The organism is Hoylesella timonensis S9-PR14 (assembly GCF_000762405.1).
GTDB classification, from domain to species: Bacteria; Bacteroidota; Bacteroidia; order Bacteroidales; family Bacteroidaceae; genus Prevotella; species Prevotella timonensis_A.
The window spans coordinates 1-26,503 of record NZ_JRPQ01000078.1; the positions used below are offsets into that span (position 1 = coordinate 1).

The following is a 26,503-nucleotide window of genomic DNA, read 5'->3' on the forward strand; positions in this document are numbered from 1 at the left end:
GGATACTCAACCTGTCTTTAATTGGAAGATGTCTGCCCTTGGGACGATNCCTGTATTTCATCTTATGNCTTGTGTGTTTGGCAAGTTCCCCTGTTGTATCATTATGGATGATATTATAAATGGATTGGTGGGACACCTTTATCCCCTCANTCTTGCACAGATAACCTGATATTTGTCGTGGAGACCACTGGTCATTGGTGATATATTCCTTAATCCTCCAGACTAATTCGTCGGAGAGCCTGGCGTTCTTTACCGTTCTCTTTCTGCGCTGCATAGCCATATCGTGCGCCTTTGTCCAAATATACTTTCCCGATGACGTACTGTTGCGTTTGATTTCACGTGAGAGTGTTGACTGACTGATGCCGATGATTGCGGCAATTTCTTTTCTCCCTGTTTTCTTTTGGAGTAAGGCGAAAATTTGCGACCTTTGCTCCGAGGTTAATTGATGATATTTCACAATACAAAGTTAATTAATCTTGGGGAGACAGAGGTCTCCCTTTTTTATTTGTATTGCTGGTTGTTTCTTTTTCCTCGCCGAGCGATGCAGACAACCTCTCGCTACGCTTCGAGAACGTCTGCATCGCTCGGCGAGGCCTACTCTTTTATTGCACTTCGTTTTGTAACTTGCAGGTGTGCCTGTTTGGCATATCCCCTAAAAAGCAAATGAGATGAACAATAAGAAGTATTTAACGCCATCTATCGTATTGCTTCCTTTGTACATGCCCGGTCCGAATATTGGTTCGCAGAACGATGCAGAGGTGCAAGGCGATGATTATGAAGACGGAATGGTTTGGGATGAAGATTCCCAAAGTTGGAAATGGCCCGATCCCTAAACAGGTTGTTGGCTCAAGCTATGATGCTGTGGTAGGTAGCGGAGGAGACCACTATGTACAGACAGTTAAAAATAATCATTTATTTCTCCATAATAAAAAACATAAACACATCGGATTTTTTACTTCGATTTAATTTTATGACAAAGATGAAGCAGTTTTTACACATAACCGCATCTACAATCTTCATGCTCTTGGTCTTCTGCTTGCCCATGTCGGCTTTTGAATATGTGGACGTGACTCCTTCGAACAGTAAGGTGTCGAAAGTGGACGTGGGAGGAGACAAAGTCAGCAGCATCACGCTGACCGTTACGCTCAAAGACAACGAAGCTCCCAACGGACAGGCGCAATTGCGTTTGGCGACGGATGAAAACAAATTGGTGATGGGTGAAACCACACAGTTGTTGGACAATGTGCTCATACAAAAATCAACAAATCCCAACGTTTGGGAAATCACTTGGAACAACGTCAAGGCAGGCGACTATAAGGTGTATTTCCAACAAACAGATGGCAGCGGACACACCTATTTGCATGCCATTCAGGTGGTGGAATTACCAGAACCGCCGGCTCCGAAATTAACCCTGACAAAAAAGGATGTGACATGCGGATCTCCTGGATATGTAAATGTTGAGTTGGCAGGAGGTGCAAAACCCTTCAGCTATAAAGCAACCATTAAACATCATAGAGGAGGAAGCGACATCAGAACTAAAGAAAATACCTCCGATAGGGGTTGGGTCATCGACAATTTAGAAGATGGCGACAATGTGACTGTTGAGGTGACCGATGTAAAGAGCAGGAAAGTATCTGCTTCCAGCGGTTCTATCAGTTCTGTTTCTCCAGAATTCTATTCAGACGGAACCATGTATTTTGTCAAGCGCACGGGGAAGGACACATTCGACTACTATAAGTCTTTTAAGATATCATGCGATGACGAGAAAGGCTTGAAGGAAGCATTGGATAAGTTGGTCGAAACTGTTAAAATTAAAGGTGCTGATGGAAATTGGTATCCATTGGAATATGCCCCCGCTTATACCACTAAATTTTGGAGCGGATATTGTCGTTATTTCTTTAAAATCCCCTTTGGCAAAGGAAACTTAAAATTCGAAAAGAATCGGAATTATGAAATTAAATTTACGTGGCTTTGTGGGGGAGAAAAAACAGAGTGGTTCCGTATTTGGGACACTACTGTGAGAGATATGTTGTGGCGCGGAGCATGGACGTATGGAACACCGACAGATGATTGTGGATGGAAAGACACATCTTATGAATTGTGTTATAGTTTTGAAGGAAGAAAGTCTTTGGGTGGTCAGCGTGTTTATTATTTTATGGACGAGGAGCATCGCAATGCAAAAATCTATAAGCGAAACGCCGACCACACCTATCCTTCCGAGCCCTTGATGGAGGTCCCCATGTGGACAGAACAATTTGATATCGAAAAAAGATTCACATTCCATTTACCTGGGCCTGGTGTGTACAAGATGGTTTATTCCACAGGTAACCCGCTAACAGATTTTGAACACGAATTTATTTTTAGTGATCCCAAGCCGGATATGGCTTATTATGCGTCAAAACCGCGCTACAGGACATTTCAAAGAAAGAGTTTGGGTATCCACGGCAACACAGCCGGCATCGTTTTCTCTACTATCAACTTGGAAGGTCCTTTCCAAGTGATTGTAAACAGGCCTGATGGCAAGAAGAACTTTATGATCACTGATTTTGGTGACGACCACGAATATCAAAAAACAATCAACTTCCCGCAGACGATAGACTTCACCAAGCCAAACGGCCACTACAATATCGGAGATTTGCCGGCAGGTGATTATGTGTTTACGTTAAAGGACCAATGCGGAAGAACAAGCGACACCCGGATCACAATTGAAGACGACAACTTGATGACTTATAAGCCGAGAAGAGACCATGGGTTTGGCGAGGGAGTCTTGGTTGAATACAGTTGTGATAACCAAAGCAACAAGGTGAATTTTGACTTTGGGACTACTGAGGACAAGGTTTTGTATTCCAGATCAACTTTGCAGTATGGATATGTTACCCAAAAAGTTAAAAGCTCTACTTCCGACGATTGGACTTACAGTACTGACAAACCGAGTGATTTGAAAGACGACGTCTATTTCGGCATCAGTTATTATCCCTATATTTCTAGCGGTGCCGATATATGGTCTCCTGGAGACGAAGAGGTTTATTCGGCAATTGCAAAAGAAAAACGCACATATGCTATTAATGAGGTCATGAACATCCATAAGAATGATGGCACCGCTTCTTGGAAGCCTGTGGATCAGCCTGACCCTTATTGGGCAAAGTCATACAAGTTTGTCTTTAAGCCAAGCGAGGTGAATGCTTTTGATGTGACTGGAGCTTCTTGTGATGTTAATGCGAAGAAAGGTAATATATCTGTCTCCTTACAAAGTGGAAAGACAGTTACCATGCCGGCTACGTATGAACTTTATAAAGCAGATGCAAACGGAAACCCACAAGGATCTGCCATCCAAACTTACACAGTGAATTCTACTGAACAGGCAAATGTGGTATGGAAAGATCTTGTAAAAGGCATCTACGCTGTTAAAATTGTTTATGGATCTGAAGGCAGTTGCAACATGAAAAAGGTTGTTGACCTGACAACGGCTGACCTTCCTCAAGTCATTGTGAAAACTCCTACAGGTTATGAGGTGAAAGATAATGTCTATATAGACATTACTGATGGTATGAAGCCATTGCAAGTTTCTCTCCCCGTTTCAAACCACGTTTACGATGTTGCTTGGTATGATATCACGAACGGAAAGGACGAATTGAAGCAAAAAGGTAATAATATTTACGTTACTTTCACGGAGCCAGGAACATATATTTATGAAATCCGGACTCAGTTTACCGACAACACCTCATGTTCGGGTTCTTCGGGAGGAACAAGACTGGTAAAATTTGTTGTTACTCGCAATGAGCAAAAGAACTACTGGATGGGAAGCACCGATGAGAACAATGGTGACAACTTCAGCGTTGCATCAAACTGGACAGCTAACAAAGTTCCTGCAGAAGGGGAAGACATTGTTTTTGCAACCGAGGAAAACAACAACGGCCACGCAGCGGTGAACGATTGCCGACTGACCGGCACAGAAAGACTGCCGTTGAATTTCACTGCAACAAATCTCGTTAATGAAAGCCAAAAGGCCATGGTTATTCCTCAGGGCTCCGCTTTATATGTAAAAACCTCAACTGTGGGATTTGAACATCAGAAAGATAATAACGGAAAATATGCCCCTGTGCGTCTAAAAATAGAAGCAGGTTCTAATGGCAAGGCAAACGGAACATTTGTCGCACGCTATCAAGGAGTAGAGAAAGACAAGATTTATGCGGAAGTTCAGATGAACGTACTTACCAAGGCAGTAAATGAGACTTGGAAAGATAATCTCACGGGTTCACCGACGTTCGGAAAAACGCTTTATATTAATTCGACGGATCAGTTCTTCGGAATACCGTTTGCGGAAATGTCGGCAGCACAATTCCCGAAGTCAAGGCTCTATGTTTATGATGAGGCGCACAATGCAAAAAAGATGTTTTACCGTAAGTTTAGAAACGTGGCAAAAGGTGAAACGATGCATGCATTCAAGGCATATTCCATTCGTCGTGACGAACCGCGAACAATGCCACTGCGAGGCTACCTCAATTATAACGATGTTACATTGAAACTCACCCGCGAGGCTGCCAAGGTGGAAGGTGCAACTGGCGAAGAGTCGTTCGTTAGATGGGGATTAGGACAGAATTTGTTTGGCAATTCATTTACTGCGCCAATCAAGATCAGTTCGATTACAATGCCAGACGACTTAGAAAAAACGGTTTATCTCTATAATACAGGAAGTGGAAAAGACTGGACTGCTACGCTAAGCAATAAAGATGCAAAAGGTGCTGGCACCTACACGGCTGTTCCAATCGATATAGCAGCAATACTTGACATGAATGAAATTCCTTCTATGCAGGGCTTCCTCCTCAAATATACGAAAGACAAAACCGTTTACAGCACCACTCCTACAGAGGTGAAATTGAGTTATAACAATAATGTCATGACGACAGCATCACTTCCGCAAAGAGCTAAGGCATACGAGATGGCAAATAATCAACCCACAGGATTTGTCAAGCTTGTTCTTCTGGGTGAGAAAGCTGGCGACCAAATGTGGCTTTGCGAATCAGAAAATGCAACAGAAGGATTTGACAATGGCTGGGATGGTAGCAAGCTCGGTGGCGAAATGATGCCGACAGCTATTTATTCTACAACGAAAGATGGCATCTGGCAAGTCAATACAACTAACGATATTACTAAGGCAAACATCACGGTGAGAGTTTCCGAGCCAGGCACATATTGCATCAAGGCAACCAAAAAGGGACTTGAACAATATGAAAATCTTAAATTGGTAGACTGTCAATCAAAGATTATCACTCCTTTTGATGCCGACACGCTCTCTTATTCGTTCGCGACAGATGTCAAGAGTATGAACCAGAACAGATTTGTGTTGATGAATACTTCTGCAACCATGTTTGAGGACATCAAGACAGGCATCGACCTCCAGAGCGAAACATTGACAGGAGATTTCCACATCTATGACCTCGCAGGGGTTCTGGTGAAAGATGTCAGTCTGTCAAATGAAAGAACATTCCGCAAGTTAGGATTGGCACCAGGAGTTTACATCGTCGTTAAGAAAGATAGTATTGACAAGAAGGGCAGAAAGCTGGTCATCACCGATTAAGCTGTAAGAGAAAAAATGGAAAGTATGTAATCTAATCTTCGTCTTTTCCTGCATATAGATAAAAGGCTGCTTCTTCAAGAAAAGTCGCGATATGCAGATAATTGGAATGAATTTATAGACTACTACACGTAGAGCTGAAGAAACAAAAAAGAGCGTTTCTTCAGCTCTTTTGGTTCTTACTATGCGTATTATCAGACAAACTCAGGAAGGGAGTCTATTTTAATATTACAAATATTTTTGTACTTTTCTTTCGCTGTTCGTCATACCTTTGTATCCTAATCCTCTGCGGTAAAACAATTCATGACTCATAAGGGAGAAGTTAAATAGCGAATGTAATAAGCAGAACGGCTCGCATATTTAAGCAAAAGATAAACGCAAGTTTTCGACAAATGCTACAAATGCGTTAAGCTTGATTTGTCTGAACTTGCGTTGTTTACTTAGTTGATAGACGCAACTTTAACAGTGCTGTTTGGATGTCATGATTTTTAATACCATTTCATCGGTTATGTTCATGGCGTCCTTACCGATGCTGGTAAGGTTACGGATGGAGCGATCTACATCCTCGTCAATGATGCCTTCGGCTGAGGTGACATGCTTGTTCTCCATGGATAGCAATGCTGAGAGTACTGCTGTGCTGACGCCAGAGCTGATTTTTAATGAGCAACTGGGTTTCGCTCCATCGCAAATGATACCGGTTAGGTTGGCAATCATGTTTTTAATGGCGTAGCAGATATGCGCATAGTCGCCCCCCATTAAATAGGTGATACCACAACTCGACCCGATGCTTGCAACCACGCAACCACAAAGGGCTGACAACTTGCCGAGGCTTTGCTTGATATAGATAACGGTAAGATGACTTAACGTGAGTGCACGTATCAGTTCTTCTTCAGTATTTTCGTTTTCACTTGCATACACTACAACGGGATTTGTGGCACAGATTCCTTGGTTGCCAGAGCCGCTATTGCTCATTACTGGTATCATAGCGCCACCCATTCGTGCGTCACATGCCGAGGCAGTTTTGGAAATGATGTGTGAGTAAATGCTATTGCCAAAGATACCACGGCTTAGCGGTCGTTCCATAGTCTTGCCCAAACAGTGACCATAATTCCCCTTTAAGGATTGTTCCGCCGCTTCCATGTTGTATTCTTTAGTTTTTAATAGAAAGGTGATTTCTTGTAATGGAGTGGTGGTCGCAAACTCGTAGACCATTCTAAAGTCCAGTTGTATATCATCTCCTTGTGCTTCAGAACTTGAGGAATGCGCTTGTTGAAGTAAGGGACGGTTGTTTTGCTCTAAGTAAATGAATTGGGTGTGACTTCCTGCGATGACGGCTGTGGCATGGTTCTCACCAGCCTCGCAGATAACTTCAATGTAAAGCTTCTCGGTAATGTCATGTTTCAGTTGTATGGAGATTCTATTCTCTTTGACATATTTTTTTCCTTCATCCAGCGTTTCAGGAGTTAGGTCTTTAATCACTTCCAATTGATACTCCGACTTACCAACAATGGCACCCAAGGCAATGGCGATGGGAAGTCCTATCATGCCGGTGCCAGGAATGCCTACTCCCATGGCATTTTTCAAGATATTTGGACTTAGCAGAGCCGTAATCTTCTCGGGTTGGCAACCTAATAATTCTGTTGCCTTCGCCGTGCAGAGTGCCACAGCCATAGGTTCTGTGCATCCAACGGCAGGGACTACTTCTTGCTGAATGAGTTGGATAATTTGTTTTCTGGTGTTTTCTTCGAGCATTTCTTTATAGGGTCTAAAAAGAGATATGTGTTTTGTAGGTAATACGTGTGTGTCGGTTTGGTTAGGAAGAGGATAGACTGTTTTTTGAATGCCCGTCAATGTAGCATTGAAAAACAGTCTATCCTGTCCTATAAAGGTAGAAATCTTAGTCTTGTTTCTGATATTGCTCTAACCCCTTATGCAAGAAATCAAGATAAGCAGAAACGTCTTCCTTATAACTATAAGAGCCAGCTAAAGGTTTCCCGTTGTTGTCAAGAGGAACGTAGAAAGGTTGGGTATTAGCCCCAAACTTATTGCTTTGCAGATAGCTCCACTTGTCTCCAATGGTGCGCAAAGTGCGTTTCTTTCCGTTATCGATAACCTCTATTTGCTCTTTGAGTGGCGTTTTGTCGTCCACGAACAAAGAGATGAGCACATAATCTTTGGTGAGAATTTCGGCTACCGATGGGTCTGTCCACACTGCAGCTTCCATCTTACGGCAGTTGACACAGCCAAATCCAGTGAAATCTACGAAAGCAGGCTTCCCTTGTGCTTTAGCAGCTGCCATGCCTTCTTCGTAGTTGGTATAGGCAGGATGCACCTCTTTTTGATTCAGGTTGAAATCCTGTGTGTTGATAGGTGGTGCAAAAGCACTGACTGCCTTTACGGGTGCGCCCCAAAGTCCTGGCACCATATAAACTGTAAATGCCAAGGAAATCATGCCAAGCATGATACATGCTACCGGCATAGGCTTGTCTTGACCGCCAATCATGTCGCTTTGGAACTTGAGTTTACCAATGAGATAGAGTCCCATCATACCAAAGATGACAATCCATAACGAGAGGAAGACCTCACGATCGAGAATGTGCCAGCCGTACGCCAAATCGGCAACGGAGAGGAATTTGAGCGCAAAAGCCAATTCAATGAATCCCAGTGTTACCTTGATGATATTCATCCAAGAACCCGACTTAGGTGCTTGTTTGAGCCAAGAGGGGAACAGTGCGAACAATGTAAAGGGGAGAGCGAGTGCCAAGGCAAAGCCAAACATGCCAATGGCAGGGCCAATCCAGTTGCCTGAGGTTGCCGTTTGTACCAATAAGAAGCCTACGATAGGAGCTGTACAGGAGAAAGATACCAATACAAGGGTGAATGCCATGAGGAAAATAGATAGCAGACCAGTTGTCGAGGAAGCCTTGCTATCCATCTTGTTTCCCCAAGATTCAGGCAATCGCAGTTCGAACCATCCAAAGAAAGACAACGCAAACACCACTAAAAGGAGGAAGAAGAAAATATTGAAGACAGCACTGGTGGCTAATTCGTTTAGCTTATGTGGGTCGGAAAGTGCGGTGACTATCAATCCTAACGATAGGAAAATTACAATAATGGCTAATCCATAAGTAATGGCATCGCGCATTCCTTTAGCTCTATCCTTATTACGCTTGAGGAAGAAACTAACGGTCATGGGGATGATAGGCCATACGCAAGGAGTGAAAAGAGCCAGCAGTCCACCCGCAAATCCCATGATGAAGAGATACCAAATAGAACTTTTTTTTTCTGAACGGCCATCTTGTGCTTGCAGTTCTTGGATAACAGGTTGCCATAAATCAGTGCCAACGGCAGTCGCAGAAGAGTCTACAGCAGCCTCTTTGACAGAGTCTTGAGGCAGGACTTGTGTGGTGTCCGTAGCAGGAAGAGATGTCTCTTGCTCTTCTGTAGCTACCTTTTTTTCTTCTTGAGAGGTTGCAGCCTTTGCGTCAAATTTAGGTGCTGTCCCTGACTTCTTAAAAGATACTTCTTGTGGAGGCATGCAAGTGGCGTCATTGCAGGCACCGAATTCCAAATAAACATCCAAGTTGTATTTGGGTTTGGTGAATTTCACTTTCTGTACAAACTGCGCATTATTTTCAAAATAACGTAGCTTCATATTAAAGAGGTTATCCATCTTGGAGATTTCATTGCCTCGTGCCATTACTTTTCCCACCTTCTCTACGCCATCCATCTTGTTTACGTGAATAGTGGCTTCGATAGGACCACTTGCGCCTAAGTTGGTAGAATAGACGTGCCATCCTTTGTCAATCTTGAGGCTAAATATAATTTCGCCTTCTGCAGAATTATTCGTTTTAAGTTGAGCCGATGACTGTATGGGATCTACCATCTGCGCATTGGCAAACAATGCAATGAATAACAGCATTGCCAGTGTTAATCTCTTCTTCATTTGATATTCGTTTTATTTTATTATAGGATAGTCATTTATTATTGATGTAGCGTAACGCTTTGTGTCTATACTTCGCTTTTTTATGCAACCATGATGGCACATTTTTCAAGTATTTTGAGTCCAGTCTTTCGTATCTAAAAAGACATTGGTGCAAAAATATATAATTATAGCGAAATAGACAAATGTATATTTGTAAAAAAAAGAAGGTTGGTGTACTCATTTTGAAATTGAAGAAATAAAATATTAAAAATGTGTGAAAATCTTTGTGACTTACAAGATTATATGCTACCTTTGCAAACTGTAAAAAATGCGGCAATAGCTCAGTTGGTAGAGCACAACCTTGCCAAGGTTGGGGTCGCGAGTTCGAGTCTCGTTTGCCGCTCTTTTTTTACACTTTTGGAAAGTTATCATCTTTGTTAGTCATATCTAAGAAAGTGGCTTCTTTCGTTGACAAGCAATAGAAGATGACGATATGAATGATTTGCCGCAATGGTGGAATTGGTAGACACGAGGGACTTAAAATCCCTTGGCCAGTAATGGCTGTGCGGGTTCGAGTCCCGCTCGCGGCACACTTTCAAGAAAAATATTATTACTATTTATTACTATGTGCAAAAATCTCATCTTTACTTTATCTGTATGTGCAGCTTTCGCATTCAGTTCATGTTCAAAAATGGGTCCGCTGTCGGCTAACAATTTTACCGTTACTCCCAACCCATTAGAAACAAAAGGCGGTCAAGTACCAGCTACCATTAATGGAGCGTTCCCTGAAAAATATATGAAGAAAAATGCAGTAGTAACGGTTGTTCCTGAACTAAGATATGGAAATGGACAGGTTGCAAAAGGAGCTGCTACCACGTTCCAGGGAGAAAAAGTATTGGGAAATGACCAGATGATTTCCTATCGCTTAGGGGGTCGTTACACCATGAAGACAGCTTTCGATTTTGTTCCAGCCATGCAACAAAGTGAGATGTACTTAACTTTCATGGCAAAAAGAGGAAATAAGACAGTGAAAATCCCTGCTGTGAAAGTGGCTACTGGTGTCATTGCGACCTCTGAACTGTACAAACAGCTTTTGTTGAGTGATGGTGGATGCTTGGCACCTGATAGTTTTCAGCGGGTGAATGCCAAGAAACAAGAGGCTAATATTAAGTTCTTGGTTAATCAAGCCAATCTGCGAAGAAGTGAATTGAAAAACAACTCTGTGCAAGAGTTCGTTGCCATGCTCAAACGCATCAATGCAGATCGCGAGAAACTGAACATTCGTAATGTGGAAGTTCAGGCTTATGCGTCTCCTGAAGGTGGGTATAGCTTTAATGATAAACTTGCCAACAAACGCCAAAACACATCAGAGACTTACGTGAAGTCTCAACTCAAACAAACGGGAGTTGCCACAGGTATTGACGCGCATTATACGGCTCAAGACTGGGATGGTTTCCAGAAGTTGGTGCAAGCCAGCAATATTCAAGACAAAGATGTTATCTTGCGTGTGCTGTCAATGTATAAAGATCCCGAGCAGAGAGAACAGCAAATTCGCAATATGAGCCAGGCTTTCCGCGAATTGGCAGATGGTATTCTTCCCGAATTGCGTCGTTCACGCTTAATCATCAATTATGAAACAATTGGTAGAAGTGACGATCAAATTAAAGAGCAATATGCGACAGATGCTACGAAGTTGAGTGCCGATGAAATGTTATATTATGCTTCGTTGGTAGACAATCAAGCAGAAAAAGAAGAAATCTATAAGCGCACAGCTTCTTACTATGACAAAGATTATCGTGCTTTCAACAACTTAGCTACGATGGCATTTATGAAAGGCGATGAAATGGGTGCAACACGCTATCTCGAACAGGCATTGCGTATCAACCCACAAGCGTCAGAGGCTTTAGCAAACTTGGGTATTTTGGAGTTACAGAATGGCAACCTGAAAGAGGCAGAGACGGATATTGCGAAGGCATTAGGTGATCAGAACATCAATGTAGCTATCGGTAGTCTCAATTTGGCGAAGGGAAATTACGCTCAAGCAGAAAAAGATTTCGAAGGCATTATCAGCAATAGTGCTGCTTTGGCACAGTTGATGAATAAGAACTATGCCGCTGCTGCCGCAACATTGGACAATGTGAAGAATCCCAATGCCATGACCGATTATTTGCATGCCATTGTAGCAGCTCGTCGAGGCAATAAGTTTGCTGCCGATTCTTATTTGAAAGACGCTCTAAAGAAAAATCCTGCATTGAAAACATACGCTGATCAAGATCTTGAATTGTCTATCTTGAGATAAGACTTATTTTTGCAATGAAGCATATTGCATACCTTATTTTGCTCACGCTGGTTTGTGTGTCGTGTGGAACAGATAGCCACCATTTTAAGCTTGATGGACAGCTTTTGCACATGAACCAGGGTGAGTTTTACGTTTATAGTCCTGATGGTATCATCGATGGCTTGGACACCATTAAGGTTCAAGGCGGACGATTTACTTACGAGATTCCTTGTGAAAAAGAAGGAATCCTATTGATTGTATTCCCTAATTTTTCAGAGCAACCAGTTTTTGCACAGCCTGGTAAGTCGGTCGATGTCAAGGGCGATGCCTCACGACTAAAAGAACTGCAAGTAGATGGAACGAAAGAGAATGAGACGATGTCAAAGTTCCGCAAGAAAATCTCCAATGCTTCGCCACCTGAAATTCTTAAATATGTGGAGGAATATGTACACGATAATCCTCAACTTATCGGTGCTCAATATTTGGTAATGAAGTATTTTTTGAAAACTCCAAAGCCCGATTACGCCAAAGCAAAGCAGTTGGTAGATGTCATGGTGAAACACCAAACCAACAATGTTTCGCTGATAAAATTACAAAAACAGTTGTCAGCTGGTCATATTGTACAAGGTGGCACATTGCCTTCTTTCACAACCATCGATCTAAAAGGGAATACCATTACCTCTTCTGCTCTTAGTCAGAGTCCCCTTGTGGTCATTCATATCTGGGCTTCTTGGAATTATCCAAGCTTAGACATGTTGCGCCAAATACACGATTTGCAAAAGAAGAATGGCGCCAAACTGAAGGTGGTCGGCATTTCCTTAGATGCCAGCAAGAAAGATTGTCGGGATATTTTGCAGAGAGATTCTATCCAGTGGTCTAATGTATGTGATGAACAAATGTTTGAAAGCAAGTTGGCTCATCAATTAGGACTTTCGTCTATTCCAGATAACATACTATTGAAAAACGGACGCGTTGTAGCGCGTGGACTTGACACAGAGGCTCTTGTATCAAAGATAAAGACGCTTCTATAAACCAATTATTATGCTCATTAAAACGTATTGTGCGGCAGTCAATGGATTAGATGTGACAACTGTCACCATTGAAGTTAGCCTTACCAATGGGGTGATGTATCATTTTACAGGTCTTGGCGACGAAGCCGTAAAAGAAGGAAGAAGCCGTATCGCCTCTGCCATGCAATACAACGGCTATAAATTTCCCCATGCAGACATTACGGTAAATATGGCTCCTGCTGACCTTAGAAAAGAGGGTAGTAGTTTCGACCTGCCTTTAGCCATTGCCATCTTAGCAGCCAATGGGAGCATTACGTCCGAAATCTTGGGGCAATATATGATGGTGGGCGAATTGAGTTTGGACGGTACTTTGCAACCAGTGAAAGGGGCATTGCCCATCGCCATACGTGCCAGAAAAGAGAAGTTCAAAGGACTTATCGTTCCTACTGCCAATGTTCGAGAGGCCGCAGTGGTGAATCAACTTGATGTGTATGGTATGGATTCTATGGCTGACGTTATTCAGTTTTTAACAGGCACCAAGACGTTCCAACCGACAGTCATCGATACTCGGGCAGAGTTTTATGAGCATCAGTATAAGTTTGATCTTGATTTTAGTGATGTACGTGGGCAGGAGAATGTGAAGCGTGCATTGGAAGTGGCTGCTGCTGGAGGTCATAATTTGATTATGATTGGCCCTCCTGGCAGTGGAAAGTCAATGATGGCAAAACGATTACCCACGATACTCCCACCGCTCACGCTCTCTGAGAGTTTGGAAACCACACAGATACACAGCGTAGCGGGCAAATTGGGAACAGGAACATCTTTAATTGCCCAGCGACCATTTCGGTCTCCTCACCACACCATTAGCGAAGTGGCACTGGTGGGAGGGGGAAGTACACCGCAACCTGGGGAAATCACCTTGGCGCATAATGGCGTTTTGTTTTGTGACGAATTACCCGAATTTTCGAAAACAACTTTAGAGGTATTGCGCCAACCCTTAGAAGATAGAAAGATTACAATATCGCGCGCCAAATACACCATTGAGTATCCTTGCAATTTCATGTTTATTGCTTCCATGAACCCATGTCCTTGTGGTTATTATGGCGACCCCACACATACTTGCGTCTGCACACCAGGGCAAATACAGCGATACATGAACAAAATCAGTGGACCGTTGCTGGATCGCATCGATATTCAATGCGAAATTACCCCCGTACCTTTTAAGGACATCTCTCGAACAAAGCCGGGAGAGCCGAGTGCAGATATTCGGCAAAGGGTGCTGAAAGCACGTGCCATACAGACAGAGAGATTTCAAAACCACAAGGGTATCTATTGTAATGCCCAGATGACCGAGCGCATGATACATCAATACGCTGAACCCAATCAGGATGGGGTAGAGATGTTGCGAGTTGCTATGGAACGAATGAGCCTGTCAGCTCGTGCTTATAGTCGTATTTTGAAGGTCGCTCGTACCATTGCAGACTTATCAGCGTCTCCAGAAGTATTGACCGAACACTTGGCTGAGGCGATTAGTTATCGCAATTTAGATCGTGGTGATTGGGCGGAAAGATAAGTGTTTTTTTAGATTCGTTTAAGGTAAGTTCTATCAGTTGCCATCTTAAATGATTAACTTTGCAAGCGCATAATATAAACCATTAACTGAATGATACACCAAAATAAAACGACAGAAATATTTCCGTGGATACTGATAATATTGATGTCGTCAGTTACCTTTGTGGGAATTTTGTCAGAGCTTTTGCCTTCGGGAGTATTACAACAGATAATGGCAGATTTGGATATCAACGAAGTAGAAGGCGGTAGGTTGATTGGATTATATGCGCTGTCCTCTGCTATCTTTTGCATTCCGCTTATTTCTTTATCGATGCAGTTTAATCGCAAAAAAGTATTATTATTCTTGCTGATAGGCTTTGCGGTTTGTAACATTTTTTCGGGTTTGGTGCATAACTATTATCTGATATTGGCACTGCGTTTCCTTGGAGGGATCAGTGCAGGAGTCATGTGGCCCATGATTTCAGCTTTTGGTTTACGACTCGTTCCATCTTGTTATCAAGGTAGAGCCGTGGCGGTTATTATGGCAGGCAACACCTTAGGTATTAGTCTTGGAATGCCATTGATGACCTTTATCGGTAACCGATTTGGATGGCGCATTGAGTTCATTATCTTAGGACTCTTGGTGGTTCTCATTGCAGTGTTGTCAATTTTAATGCTTCCTTCAACTCCAGGTGAGAAACTCACATCGACCACTTCGCCTTTTGTCATGCTCAAGAATAAATCTATTGTACTAATTATTCTGCTCACCTTTTTGGGGGTTTGTGCTCATTATGGGGTCTATACCTACATCACTCAATTGGTTGTAGAGGTAGGTATTAAAGGTGGCGTTGAGATGGCATTATTCATTTTTGGTATTGGATCGCTGATTTCTGTTGTTGTTGTCACTAAATATATTGATAAGTATTTGCGTGAACTTTCAGTGCTTACGTTTTCCCTACTTGGTATTGTTATGTTGCTTTTCTTCTTTTTCAGAGGTGTCAATGTAATTACCCAGTTGGGGTTTTTCTTGTGGGGCCTGTTATATGGTCCACTGGTTACATTGTTTCAAGCTGCTGTGGGTAATCAGGTAGAACATGCCAAGGATGTGGCAATGTCGGTGCAGTCGTGCATGTTTAATCTCTCTATTATGATTACAACTTGGATTGCAGGACTGCTATTGATACACTTTGGGACATGCTCTCTATTATGGTATGCAACACTGTTGGTAATACCAGGAATAATCATTTCTATCTTTGCACGTTACACCTTGCGAAAAATTGGACATACTGCAAATTAAGCTTGTACTTTCGTTACGTAAATCGCCACGCTAATAAATGGTATTTTTCTTGACAACAGCCTCTTCAAAACTCGCGTATTTGATACTAACCTTGCAATGCGTCGCAAATATCGCAGTATTTCAAGACTTTTATAAGAAGCTGTTTATCAGCGAGTTGTAATTCTTTCGCATGCTATTAAGCGCTTAACTTGCCTCTCTTCCTATCCAAAATGATTGCTTTTGTACCCTTAACTCTTTGTTCTAACCCTTTTATCTCATGTGAATAGAGTCTTTAAGTGTTGTTTATAGTGCCCTTAACTCAATGCTCTAACATTATTTGGACTTTAATTTTGTCATTTTCACACTTTTGTGTAGTGAGCGTGCCTATCATTTTTTTTCTATTTTGTCTTTTTCTAAACCCTCGTTTTTTGTCATTTATTTTAACAAAACTCAACTTGATTTGGTGCGTTAGTTGGTTTCGAGTGTGCATTAAAGAATAGCAAGTACACACAGGGGAGACGCAACATTGTTTAGTATTTCTTTGTTTCAATCAGTTTCTCAATTATTTTGTTATCTCTTTGATTTGTAGTAATTTTGCACTTAAATATTAAACCCGTTAAACTCATGGAAGAGAAAAAGTTCAAACGCACAACCGTGACGGCCGCCTTGCCGTATGCCAATGGTGGCGTTCACATAGGACACTTGGCAGGAGTGTATGTACCTGCTGATATTTATGTTCGCTATTTGCGACTGAAAAACCAAGACGTTATCTTTATTGGTGGTAGCGACGAGCATGGCGTACCCATCACCATCAGAGCCAAGAAAGAGGGGATTACACCACAAGATGTGGTAGACCGCTATCACTCTATGATTAAAAAGAGTTTCGAGGAATTTGGAATTAGCTTTGATGTCTATTCCCGTACCACCTCGAAGACGCACGAGCAGTTGGCTTCAGACTTTTTTAAGAAACTGCTGGAAGAGGGCAAATTGCAGGAACAAGAGTCTGAACAGTATTATGATGAAGAGGCTCACCAGTTCTTGGCAGACCGTTACATCAAAGGCGAGTGCCCCCACTGTCACTATGATGGAGCATATGGCGACCAGTGTGAGCATTGCGGCACAGCCCTGTCTCCATTAGAATTGATCAATCCCACATCTACCCTCAGTGGCTCAAAACCAGTCATTAAGAAAACTAAAAACTGGTATTTGCCTTTGAACGATTATCAGCAGTGGCTCAAAGAGTGGATACTCCAAGGACATAAAGAGTGGCGCTCCAATGTCTACGGACAATGCAAAAGCTGGTTAGACCTTGACTTGCAGCCTCGCGCCATGACTCGCGACCTCGATTGGGGTATTCCTGTACCAGTAGAAGGTGCAGAGGGAAAAGTGCTATATGTATGGTTCGATGCACCTATTGGCTATATTTCCAATACCAAAGAACTGTGTGAACAGGCACCAGAGCGTTGGGGTTCTTGGGAAAAATGGTGGAAGGATGAAGATACTCGTTTGGTACATTTCATCGGAAAGGATAACATCGTGTTCCATTGTCTTATCTTCCCCACCATGTTGAAAGCACACGGAGGCTATATCTTGCCCGACAACGTGCCAGCCAACGAGTTCCTTAATCTGGAAAACGACAAGATTTCTACCTCTCGCAACTGGGCAGTATGGTTGCACGAGTACTTGGTAGACCTGCCTGGGAAGCAGGACGTGTTGCGCTATGTGTTGACAGCCAATGCACCAGAGACCAAGGATAATAATTTTACGTGGAAAGATTTCCAAGAGCACAACAACTCTGAATTGGTAGGCATTTATGGCAATTTTGTAAACAGAGCGTTGCAACTCACCAAAAAATATTTTGAGGGAGTAGTTCCAGCATGTGGTGAATTGTTGGATATCGACAAGCAAACACTCGAAGAGTTCAAAGATGTAAAGCAAAAAGTAGAAACGCTTATGGATGCGTTCAGGTTCAGAGATGCGCAGAAAGAAGCCATGAATCTGGCACGCATAGGAAACAAATATATCACTGAATGTGAGCCTTGGAAGGTTTGGAAAACCGATCCAGAACGGGTAAAGACCATTTTATACGTCTCACTGCAATTGGTTGCCAATCTTGCCATTGCCTTTGAACCCTTCTTGCCCTTCTCTTCCAAGAAACTTCGGCAACTCATCAACATGGACACCTGTGATTGGAGTCAGTTGGGAAGTACCGACTTGTTGAAAGCTAACCATCATTTGGCAGAGCCAGAGTTGCTGTTTGAAAAGATTGAAGACGAGACTATTGAGATTCAACTCAAAAAGTTAGAAGAAACGAAGAAAGCCAACGAGGCTGCTAACTATGTGGCAAAGCCCATCAAGCCGGCCATTGACTTTTCTGATTTCGAGAAACTTGATATCCGAGTTGGGCACATCAAGTATTGCGAGCGAGTGAAGAAGGCAAACAAATTATTGAAGTTCACCATTGATGACGGCACAGGTACCGATCGCACCATTGTGAGTGGTATTGCAAAATTCTATGACCCCGAGGCACTCATTGGCAAAGATGTGTGCTTTATAGCTAATTTAGCACCTCGCAAGTTAATGGGCATTGAGAGCCAAGGCATGATATTGTCTGCCGAAGACTTCGATGGTTCTTTGAGCGTAACCACCATTGAGCATCCTGTAAAGCCTGGTAGTCAGGTGATGTAAAATAGCTATTGATACAAAAAAATCATGATTTTAAGCAACAAACACTTATTGAGTTTCTTCTTTTTGTTCATGGGTTTGTCTCTTCAGGCTCACCCATGGCTCTATCCGTCATTAAAGGTTGATACCACTAAGACAGAAAAGAAGATACCTCGTGATACCACCAGCACGGCAAAAGATTCGGTGGATGTAAAGAAAAAGGTAAAGAAAAAGAATGAGTATGCTGACCTACTTAAAAAGGGAGGGACAGAACTCAAAGGACTTTTCACAGTTCGCCATATCGAAGATAAATGGTATTTTGAAGTTCCAGATAGTCTTTTAGGTCGATATTTCTTGGCGGTGACACGCCTTACTGCTACTCCCCAAAACTTTGGAAAGTATGCAGGAGAAATGATGAACGAGGCAACGGTCTACTTTGAAAAACGAGATGAGAAAACCATGTTGCTACGTGTATATGTGTTATCACAGTTGGCTGATGAGAAGGACAATATCTCTCGAACACTCAAGGCATCAACAGTAGATCCTATTGTGGCATCGTTTAAGATTATCGGACCCAACAAAGATTCAAAGCGTAGCTTGATAGAGGTTACCAAACTCTTTAAGTCTGAAAACAAAGTTATGTCGTTTGCCGAGTTCTTTAGCAAGCGGTTGAAGTTGGGAGGATTGCAGAGTGATCGAACATTTATTGACACATTAAAAGTTTATCCTATTAACATCGAGATTGCAACGACTCGGACTTACAGTTCGTCGGGACAGAACATGGCTGCCGCACAAACGGGTGCGGTGACCTTAGGACTTAACACCAGTTTTGTCATGTTGCCTAAGATACCCATGCGTAAACGCCTTTGGGACGAGCGTGTGGGGTACTTTACAGACCGTGTGACGTATTTTAACGATAATCAGCATAAGACCGACCGTGAACAATTCATAGGAAGATTTCGTTTGGTGCCAAAAGATGTGCAGCGATATCGTCGGGGAGAGTTGGTGGAACCTGTTAAACCCATCATCTTCTATATAGACCCTGCCACACCTAAGAAATGGGTTCCTTATCTCATTAAAGGTGTGAACGATTGGCAAGTAGCTTTTGAGGCGGCTGGATTTAAGAAGGCTATTATCGGTAAGGAATGGCCCAAAGACAGACCAGACATGAGTGTGGACGATGCGCGCTATAATGTAATTCGTTATTTGCCTGCGGAAATAGAAAATGCGTATGGTCCCCATGTCGTCGATCCTCGGAGTGGTGAAACCATTGAGAGCCACATCTGCTGGTATCATAATGTGATGAATTTGCTCACCAAATGGTACATGACACAGTGTGGTCCGCTTGATAAGCGAGCTCAGAAAATGCCCTTTGACGATAAACTAATGGGCGAGCTGATCCGTTTTGTATCATCTCACGAGGTAGGACACACGCTCGGCTTGCGCCATAACATGGGAGCCAGCCATGCCACACCAGTAGAAAAGTTGCGTGACAAAGCATGGGTAGAGAAGCATGGACACACCGTTTCTATTATGGACTATGCCCGATTCAACTATGTGGCGCAACCTCAAGACGGCATTTCGTCAAAAGGTCTTTTCCCACGCATCAATGATTATGACAAGTGGGCGATTAAATGGGGCTATCAATATCGCCCAGAATTTAAGGATGAATTTGCAGAACGCAAAGCCTTACGTGCAGAAACAACCAAAGTATTGAAAAATAATCCTCGCCTTTGGTTCAGTGGGGAGGGGCGTGATGAAGACCCCCGTTCACAGACAGAGGACTTGGGTGATAACAATGTGAAGGCGTCTGATTATGGTATCCTTAACTTGCAGCGTGTCATGACGAACCTGCCAAAGTGGACCAAACAGCCAGATAGTCAATTTGACAATCTCACAGAGATGCACGAAAGCGTACGTGATCAGTTCCGTAGGTACATCAATCATGTGCTAAAGAATGTAGGCGGACGCTATCTTAACAACCTGCCAGGTTCTAAACCCTATGAAGTAGCACCTGCAGAGCGTCAGAAAGAAGCAGTAGATTTCTTGGCTCGTCAGTTGTTTGATGCACCATTATGGTTGTATCCCGACAATATCACAAGTATCACAGGTGACAATGCAGTTGCTCGTATCTCGAGTGATCAAAATCGTGTGCTGAATTCTTTGCTCTCGTTAGACGTATTGACTAAAATTTATAACGATTCTTTCGATCGCTCTTCAGCGTACCAATTGCCCGATTATCTTGACGATGTTTATCGTGCAGTGTGGAAACCATTAACGGCAGAGCAGAATATAAAGAACACCACTCGACGCACTTTGGAGCGTAGTTTTGTGCAATGTATCGACCAACTGCTTAACCCGAGTGAAAAACCACAGCGGGCATCCAGTCTTTCTCAAATGTTTGCGACGGGTTCAGGAGGCAATTCTTCTTCGCTGACAAGTGATGCGTTGCTGTATGTACAAATGCTTTTGGATAAAGTAGAGACGTATTGTCAAGCACAACAGGCGCAAAGTAGAGGCGTGAATGCCATGCACTACAAAGACTTGTTACGACAAATCAAACGGGTTAAAGATAAGCAGACCTCGGTGAAATAAAAAGATAAAATAAAGCGTCTCAATGATAAGATACTGCCTTATCTTATCATGAAGAGAGGCTTTATCATGGACAATTTCAAAAAAAACAGCCATTTTATCGGACGTGAAAGGATTCCTCTCAACGATAAAATGGCTATTTTTTTATTCTAATCTTTTGGTGGTAACTATCAAATTGTATGGAGCTGTTCTCGATGAAACGGGGGAATATGCCATTATTTATTAGTTCTTTGGGGGTACCAACCTGTAGCTGATGAGCGTCATCAATGAGCCATATCTTATCTGCAACTTGGATAGCTAACTCAATATCGTGAATAGACAAGAAGATACATTTATCCTCTTTGTGTGCCAGTCGTGCAAGCAACTGTAGCGTTTCGGCTTTGCTTTGAAAATCTAAGAAGGCTGTTGGCTCGTCCAAGATGATGACGGACGTCTGTTGTGCCAATGCTTTTGCTATAAAAACTTTTTGCTTCTCTCCGTCGCTTAGCGTTTGTATCTTCCTATGAGAGAGAGGGGTGATGCCAACAAGTGCGATGGAGGATTGTATAATTTCATCGTCCATCTTACTCAATCCTCCCCAAAATCCCGTGTACGGTGAGCGACCTAAGCCCACTAATTCGTAGACGGTAATGTTTTTAAGATCGAGTTTTTCGGTCAGTACCACACTTACTTTTTGTGCCAACTCTTGATGATTCCATTGTTGAAGTGGTTTGCCTGCCATCTTTATCGTACCCTTTAACGGTGGTTGAAAGCCCGCAAGTGTGCGCAACAGAGTTGATTTTCCTGAGCCGTTTGCTCCTAATAGGCAGGTGAACTGTCCACTATACAGTGAGGCTGTGATAGGAGATACCACAGCGTGGTTACCGTATCCAATTATTAAATCAATGAGTTTTATCGTTTGCATCGTGTCGCAAAGATAAGCATTTAAGCAAAATATCTCCCTTCAACGCTCCTTTTTTATTCTAAAAATGTGTCTCTTTTTTAGATGATAGCGATGTTAAAAAAAATACGCTGTAACTCTTCTCGAGCTACAGCGTATAAGTATGTTTAACTAAAAAACTTTTCTTAGTAAATGAAAACCTCACGGCCTCCATTGTTACCTGTTAAACAATCTGTTTAATTTACCTTAAACCTAATAACTAAAAACCTAAATCTATTACTACTAACCTAAACAATCTATTAACCTTTTGGTGTTGCAAAGGTATGTACTTTTGCGGTTCGTTCCAAATATGTCATGCTGTTTCCTTGTAAAAATGGCGCTTTCTTGACTTATATCAACAAATTGTGTTCGCACACAATATTGTTTTTCTTCATCAATAGAATAGTGGTGATGTTTCTATATGCGGTCATATTGCTGAACGAATGGCTTAAAAAGCACTAATTTCTTGTTGGATTTTGTAAATTGATGTATCTTTACCCCTATAATAAAGCAGTGATATGCGGATATTGATAGTGAACACAAGTGAGAAAACGGGCGGAGCAGCACTGGCTTCTAATCGTTTAATGGAGGCTTTGAACAAGGCTGGATGCAAGGCAAAAATGTTGGTGAAGGATAAAGAGACCAACCAACTTTCTGTAGTAGCATTGCCTCGTCAGTGGCTTAAGCGGTGGCATTTCCTGTGGGAACGATGGTGCATCTTTTGCCATTTGCATTTTAATAAGCGGTATTTGTTCGCTATTGATATTGCCAATGTCGGAACAGACATCACCCAACTGCGTGAATTTCAAGAGGCAGACATCATTCATTTGGGGTGGATCAACCAAGGGATGTTGTCCCTTCGTAATATCCAAAAGATAGTGGAAAGCGGCAAACCCGTGGTGTGGACACTGCATGATATTTGGCCTGCAACAGGCATTTGCCACCTTAGTCTTTCATGTACGCATTTTAAGAAAGAATGCGGAAACTGCTTTTATCTCCCAGGTGGAGGTTCTAAATCGGATTTATCGCACCGCATTTGGCAACGCAAAAACGCCATTTACCAACAGAGTAACATTCATTTTGTGACGTGTAGTGAGTGGTTGGGACAGCAGGCAAAGGCAAGTGGATTACTATCAAAGCAAGCCCTCTCTATCATTCCTAATCCTATTGATACCCATGTGTTTGCACCAGCAAGTAAACACGAAGCGGCCCAAAGATTAGGATTGCCAACAGACAAACAGCTGATTTTGTTTGCCTCACAGCGCATCACGAACGTTAATAAGGGTATTCAGTATCTTATAGAAGCGTGCCAACTATTTGTTAAGCAGCAACCTGAGCTGAAAAATAGCGTAGGATTGGTGGTCTTGGGCGGTCATGCAGAGGAGATAACGACTCAATTTGATTTACCTACTTATCCACTTGGTTATGTGAATGATACGAAGAAAATCGTGGATGTGTACAATGCAGTAGACTTGTTTGTCCTGCCTTCCCTTTCTGAGAATTTGCCCAATACCATTATGGAAGCGATGGCGTGCGGAGTACCATGTGTAGGTTTTGAGGTAGGGGGCATTCCTGAAATGATTGATCACCGTGAGAATGGTTATGTGGCGCATTATAAAGATGCGCAATCCTTAGCTACTGGCATGGCATGGATATTGGATAAAGGAACTGACTACGAGACATTGAGCAAAAACTGTGTCCATAAAGTAAGGATGGAGTATGCACAACAGCATGTGGCGGAACGATATTTGGCTGTGTATCAGTCCGTATGGAGAAATAAAAAAGAAGAATAGATGATTAAATTTACAATTATCACTTGTACCTATCAAGCGGAGAAAGAAATAGAAAGGACACTAAGAAGTGTATTGGAACAAACATACAAGGATGTTGAACACTTGATAATGGACGGTGCTTCTACGGATGCAACGCTGCAATTGGCGCAAACTTATGCCACCGAGTCGCAAGCGCAAAACAACGGACATCAGGTAATGGTGACTTCAGAGCCTGATAAGGGATTGTATGATGCGATGAACAAAGGACTACGGCATGCTACGGGAGATTATGTGTTGTTTCTGAATGCTGGAGATACCTTTCCGTCTGAAAGCACCTTAACACAGGTGGCAGCATGTGCGGAAGGGGCGAGTGTCTTGCCTGGTGTGTTATATGGCGATACAGATATTGTAGACAAAGAGGGGCGATTTGTGCGCCACCGTCGACTTTCTCCACCTAAGAAGTTGAGTTGGAAATCGTTTATGCAGGGAATGGTGGTGTGTCATCAAGCTTTCTATGCACGCACGGATTTGGCAAAGCAAGTTCCTTATCAATTAAAATATCGTTATTCTGCAGATGTTGACTGGTGTATCAGGGTGATGAAAATGGCACAGAAGCAAGGACTGTCTTTGTGCAATGTCCAGACGGTAGTGGCGAACTATCTGGACGGAGGCATGACCGAGAAAAATCATAAGGCATCTTTGAAAGAGCGTTTTCGTGTCATGGAGTCGCATTATGGCTATCTCCCCACACTCTTCATGCATGGGTGGTTTGCGGTAAGGAGTGTGTTGAAAAAGTAAGAGTATGTGTATTTGAACAAAATATTTGGAGGATTGATGTGATATGAGATACATCAATCCTCCATATAGCTGATAGAAGTTTATAATTCAATAATCATGGTTTGGCGTGGTTCTAACTGTATGTCAGCGGTCAAATCGATAGTTTTTCCTGTCTGTACCTCTACACCTGTTTTGTTTTGCCCAATTACTTCGGCATATCGCTTCACGTCCAACCGGGCTTCTTTCGATGTTCCGTTGAGTACGGTCAGCACAGTTTTACCTTGATGTTGGCGTGCTAAGACGTACACTCCTTGGTGAGGAATGAACTGAATCTGTTTGCCTTGGGTAATCACTTCATTGCCCTGTCGCCAATGCAGCAGCTTGCTGAGCCAGTTGAATATTTCGTTTTGTGCCTTTGACCTGCCTTCTGCCGTGAATGCCGTGTGTGCATCGCCAGGGAAACCACCAGGGAAATCCTGACGTACGTCGCCGTCACTCTTTTCTTTAGTGCCATTCAGCAGCACCTCTGTTCCATAATATAGCTGTGGAATGCGGTTCATGGTGAGCAAGAGGGCTAAGGCTTGCTTCAGTGCGGCTACATCTTGTCCGTGTCCCAAGAAACGGTCGGTGTCGTGATTCTCGATAAACGCCATGACGTCTCTTGGATTTTCGTACAGGTAATCTTCCGCCAGCGAGTTGTAAACCCTGTTCAGTCCGTCCCACCATCCATCGGTTTCTTCATTCTTCGCCTTGTTGATTTTCTCAAAGAAACTAAAATCCATGACACTTCTTAGGTTGCTGTTGATATCCGACAGCTTACTGTCTTTTTGCCAAGCAGCAGTATAAGCGGGTTCTGTGTTCCATGTTTCGCCCACCACATTGAAGTCAGGATACTCCTCGTTGAGCGTCTTCATCCATAGTGCCATGGCTTTGCGGTCGGCATAAGGATAGGTGTCCATCCGGATGCCGTTGATGCCTGCGGTCTCAATCCACCATATACTGTTTTGGATGAGGTACTTGATGACGTGCGGATTGTGTTGGTTCAGGTCGGGCATGGAGGGCACAAACCATCCGTCGACGGTTTCCTTCAGGTCTATTTTCGATGCGTATGGGTCGAACACCGGCGTGAGTTTGTAGCTGGTCTGCAAATACTTGGAGTTGGTTTTTGTGCCATTTGGCATGCCGGTCTTCTCATCACGCCCCGAGCCGGTGCCTTCCTTGAGCCACTCAGGCTCATTCAGCCAATCGTCAGAGGGCAGCTCTTTGAGCCACGGATGTTCAAACCCGCAGTGGTTGAAAATCATGTCCATCACCACTTTGAGCCCCTTTCGGTGGGCTTCGTCAATGAGCTGGCGGTATTCCTCGTTGGTGCCAAAGCGCGGGTCTACCTTATAATAATCTGTCGTGGCATATCCGTGGTAGGTACTAAAGCCGTTGGTGTCGGGCGAATTGTTCTCCAACACGGGTGTGAACCATAGGGCGGTCACCCCCAAATTGGTGAAGTAATCGAGGTGTTTGCGAATGCCCTCCAAGTCGCCCCCATGTCTAAGACTGGGTTTCGTGCGGTCGCAGACATATTTGTTCATGCCTTTTATCTGGTCGTTCTTGGTGTCTCCGTTGGCGAATCGGTCGGGCATGAGCATGTACAGCACATCAGCATTGGTGAATCCCATGCGTTTGTCACCATTCATCTCCCGTTGCTTCAGCTCGTATTTCACCTTTTTTGTTTTCTTACCCTTGGTGAACGACAGCGTGATGGTGCCTGGCTTGGCGTCTTTCAGGTTGAGGTAAGCCAACAAATAATGTGCGTTGGGCATCTGTACCACGCTGTCTATTCGCACGCCAGTGTCACGGGTGGTTACTTGAGTGCCGTGCAAGTCGTTGCCGTACACCATGAGTTGCAAACTCGCATCCTTCATCCCAACAAACCAATTGGTTGGGTCAATGCGGTTTATTTGTATCTGCGCATTCGTTGCGAACGCCTGACACAAAAGAAACATGATAATTATAGATTTCTTCATACGATGTTTATTTGATGGTTTTATGAATAAATGACTGATACGATGTGTTGTGAGGGGTTGTTTAACAACAAATGAAACAAATAAAACGAATCACTACTGTCCACGAAATTCCTTTAACATTTCAAAAAGTAACAAATTGATAG

At 43.0% G+C, this 26,503-nt stretch carries 15 protein-coding genes and 2 tRNA genes; 12 read left to right on the forward strand and 5 right to left on the reverse strand.

The features are described from left to right. Positions 1-457: helix-turn-helix domain-containing protein (locus tag HMPREF9304_RS05195; protein ID WP_036927093.1), on the reverse strand; the 457-nt coding region annotated here is incomplete at its 3' end. A gap of 211 nt (positions 458-668) precedes the next feature. Between HMPREF9304_RS05195 and HMPREF9304_RS14350 the strand changes: the two genes are divergently transcribed. Together HMPREF9304_RS14350 and HMPREF9304_RS05205 are read left to right on the forward strand one after the other, a co-directional pair. Then, positions 669-833, forward strand: coding sequence for a hypothetical protein (locus HMPREF9304_RS14350; RefSeq protein ID WP_154653967.1), 165 nt, complete (start codon positions 669-671; stop codon positions 831-833). A gap of 146 nt (positions 834-979) precedes the next feature. After that, entirely contained in the window at positions 980-5,578 is a 4,599-nt protein-coding gene (locus HMPREF9304_RS05205; RefSeq protein ID WP_156104769.1) for a T9SS type A sorting domain-containing protein, read from the forward strand. Positions 5,579-6,034: 456 nt separating this feature from the next. On the opposite strand, the gene HMPREF9304_RS05210 is transcribed toward HMPREF9304_RS05205, so the two are convergent. Both HMPREF9304_RS05210 and HMPREF9304_RS05215 read right to left on the reverse strand, forming a co-directional pair. Further along, a complete protein-coding gene (locus tag HMPREF9304_RS05210) occupies positions 6,035-7,327 on the reverse strand; it encodes an L-cysteine desulfidase family protein (RefSeq protein ID WP_036927098.1) in 1,293 nt (430 codons plus the stop codon). A 145-nt stretch (positions 7,328-7,472) separates the two neighbouring features. Further along, positions 7,473-9,521 (reverse strand): protein-disulfide reductase DsbD family protein, encoded by a 2,049-nt coding sequence (locus tag HMPREF9304_RS05215; RefSeq protein ID WP_036927100.1) that lies wholly within the window; start codon positions 9,519-9,521, stop codon positions 7,473-7,475. 309 nt (positions 9,522-9,830) lie between these two features. On the opposite strand from HMPREF9304_RS05215, the gene HMPREF9304_RS05220 reads away from it, so the two are divergent. From HMPREF9304_RS05220 to HMPREF9304_RS05255, 8 genes are all read left to right on the forward strand, one after another. Continuing rightward, positions 9,831-9,903 (forward strand) — tRNA-Gly (locus HMPREF9304_RS05220). 101 nt (positions 9,904-10,004) lie between these two features. Then, positions 10,005-10,090: transfer RNA gene (locus tag HMPREF9304_RS05225), tRNA-Leu, on the forward strand. 35 nt (positions 10,091-10,125) lie between these two features. Next, positions 10,126-11,799, forward strand: a complete 1,674-nt coding sequence (locus HMPREF9304_RS05230) for a tetratricopeptide repeat protein (RefSeq protein WP_036927101.1) — start codon at positions 10,126-10,128, stop codon at positions 11,797-11,799. Positions 11,800-11,813: 14 nt separating this feature from the next. Continuing rightward, positions 11,814-12,809, forward strand: a complete 996-nt coding sequence (locus tag HMPREF9304_RS05235) for a TlpA disulfide reductase family protein (protein ID WP_036927104.1) — start codon at positions 11,814-11,816, stop codon at positions 12,807-12,809. A 10-nt stretch (positions 12,810-12,819) separates the two neighbouring features. Next, complete coding sequence (locus HMPREF9304_RS05240) at positions 12,820-14,361, forward strand: YifB family Mg chelatase-like AAA ATPase (protein WP_025072624.1); 1,542 nt, start codon at positions 12,820-12,822, stop codon at positions 14,359-14,361. Positions 14,362-14,451: 90 nt separating this feature from the next. Beyond that, a complete protein-coding gene (locus tag HMPREF9304_RS05245; RefSeq protein ID WP_036927106.1) occupies positions 14,452-15,636 on the forward strand; it encodes an MFS transporter in 1,185 nt (394 codons plus the stop codon). 603 nt (positions 15,637-16,239) lie between these two features. Continuing rightward, complete coding sequence (gene metG / locus HMPREF9304_RS05250; protein ID WP_036927108.1) at positions 16,240-18,303, forward strand: methionine--tRNA ligase; 2,064 nt, start codon at positions 16,240-16,242, stop codon at positions 18,301-18,303. A gap of 24 nt (positions 18,304-18,327) precedes the next feature. Continuing rightward, positions 18,328-20,874: a zinc-dependent metalloprotease gene (locus HMPREF9304_RS05255; protein WP_036927109.1), complete on the forward strand. Its 2,547-nt coding sequence runs from the start codon at positions 18,328-18,330 to the stop codon at positions 20,872-20,874. Positions 20,875-21,007: 133 nt separating this feature from the next. Here the strand turns inward: HMPREF9304_RS05255 and HMPREF9304_RS05260 are convergent, their stop codons facing one another. Next, complete coding sequence (locus HMPREF9304_RS05260; protein ID WP_036927112.1) at positions 21,008-21,775, reverse strand: ABC transporter ATP-binding protein; 768 nt, start codon at positions 21,773-21,775, stop codon at positions 21,008-21,010. Positions 21,776-22,308: 533 nt separating this feature from the next. Between HMPREF9304_RS05260 and HMPREF9304_RS05265 the strand changes: the two genes are divergently transcribed. Both HMPREF9304_RS05265 and HMPREF9304_RS05270 read left to right on the forward strand, forming a co-directional pair. Further along, entirely contained in the window at positions 22,309-23,583 is a 1,275-nt protein-coding gene (locus HMPREF9304_RS05265; RefSeq protein WP_036927115.1) for a glycosyltransferase family 4 protein, read from the forward strand. Next, the gene (locus tag HMPREF9304_RS05270) at positions 23,584-24,360 is read left to right on the forward strand and encodes a glycosyltransferase family 2 protein (protein WP_036927117.1); all 777 of its coding nucleotides are present in this window, start codon (positions 23,584-23,586) and stop codon (positions 24,358-24,360) included. Positions 24,361-24,440: 80 nt separating this feature from the next. Here HMPREF9304_RS05270 and HMPREF9304_RS05275 read toward each other — a convergent pair whose 3' ends face one another. Beyond that, the gene (locus HMPREF9304_RS05275) at positions 24,441-26,360 is read right to left on the reverse strand and encodes a glycoside hydrolase family 13 protein (RefSeq protein WP_036927119.1); all 1,920 of its coding nucleotides are present in this window, start codon (positions 26,358-26,360) and stop codon (positions 24,441-24,443) included. Between the last annotated feature and the right edge of the window lie 143 nt (positions 26,361-26,503).

Bases quoted from the DNA above. Each gene is read 5' to 3' on its own strand.
- HMPREF9304_RS05205 (WP_156104769.1), top strand. From the start codon at position 980: ATGAAGCAGTTTTTACACATAACCGCATCTACAATCTTCATGCTCTTG.
- HMPREF9304_RS05255 (WP_036927109.1), top strand. From the start codon at position 18,328: ATGATTTTAAGCAACAAACACTTATTGAGTTTCTTCTTTTTGTTCATG.
- HMPREF9304_RS05265 (WP_036927115.1), top strand. From the start codon at position 22,309: ATGCGGATATTGATAGTGAACACAAGTGAGAAAACGGGCGGAGCAGCA.
- HMPREF9304_RS05230 (WP_036927101.1), top strand. From the start codon at position 10,126: ATGTGCAAAAATCTCATCTTTACTTTATCTGTATGTGCAGCTTTCGCA.
- HMPREF9304_RS05235 (WP_036927104.1), top strand. From the start codon at position 11,814: ATGAAGCATATTGCATACCTTATTTTGCTCACGCTGGTTTGTGTGTCG.
- HMPREF9304_RS14350 (WP_154653967.1), top strand. From the start codon at position 669: ATGAACAATAAGAAGTATTTAACGCCATCTATCGTATTGCTTCCTTTG.
- HMPREF9304_RS05270 (WP_036927117.1), top strand. From the start codon at position 23,584: ATGATTAAATTTACAATTATCACTTGTACCTATCAAGCGGAGAAAGAA.
- HMPREF9304_RS05215 (WP_036927100.1), bottom strand. From the start codon at position 9,521: ATGAAGAAGAGATTAACACTGGCAATGCTGTTATTCATTGCATTGTTT.
- HMPREF9304_RS05240 (WP_025072624.1), top strand. From the start codon at position 12,820: ATGCTCATTAAAACGTATTGTGCGGCAGTCAATGGATTAGATGTGACA.
- HMPREF9304_RS05260 (WP_036927112.1), bottom strand. From the start codon at position 21,775: ATGCAAACGATAAAACTCATTGATTTAATAATTGGATACGGTAACCAC.
- HMPREF9304_RS05210 (WP_036927098.1), bottom strand. From the start codon at position 7,327: ATGCTCGAAGAAAACACCAGAAAACAAATTATCCAACTCATTCAGCAA.
- HMPREF9304_RS05245 (WP_036927106.1), top strand. From the start codon at position 14,452: ATGATACACCAAAATAAAACGACAGAAATATTTCCGTGGATACTGATA.
- metG (WP_036927108.1), top strand. From the start codon at position 16,240: ATGGAAGAGAAAAAGTTCAAACGCACAACCGTGACGGCCGCCTTGCCG.
- HMPREF9304_RS05275 (WP_036927119.1), bottom strand. From the start codon at position 26,360: ATGAAGAAATCTATAATTATCATGTTTCTTTTGTGTCAGGCGTTCGCA.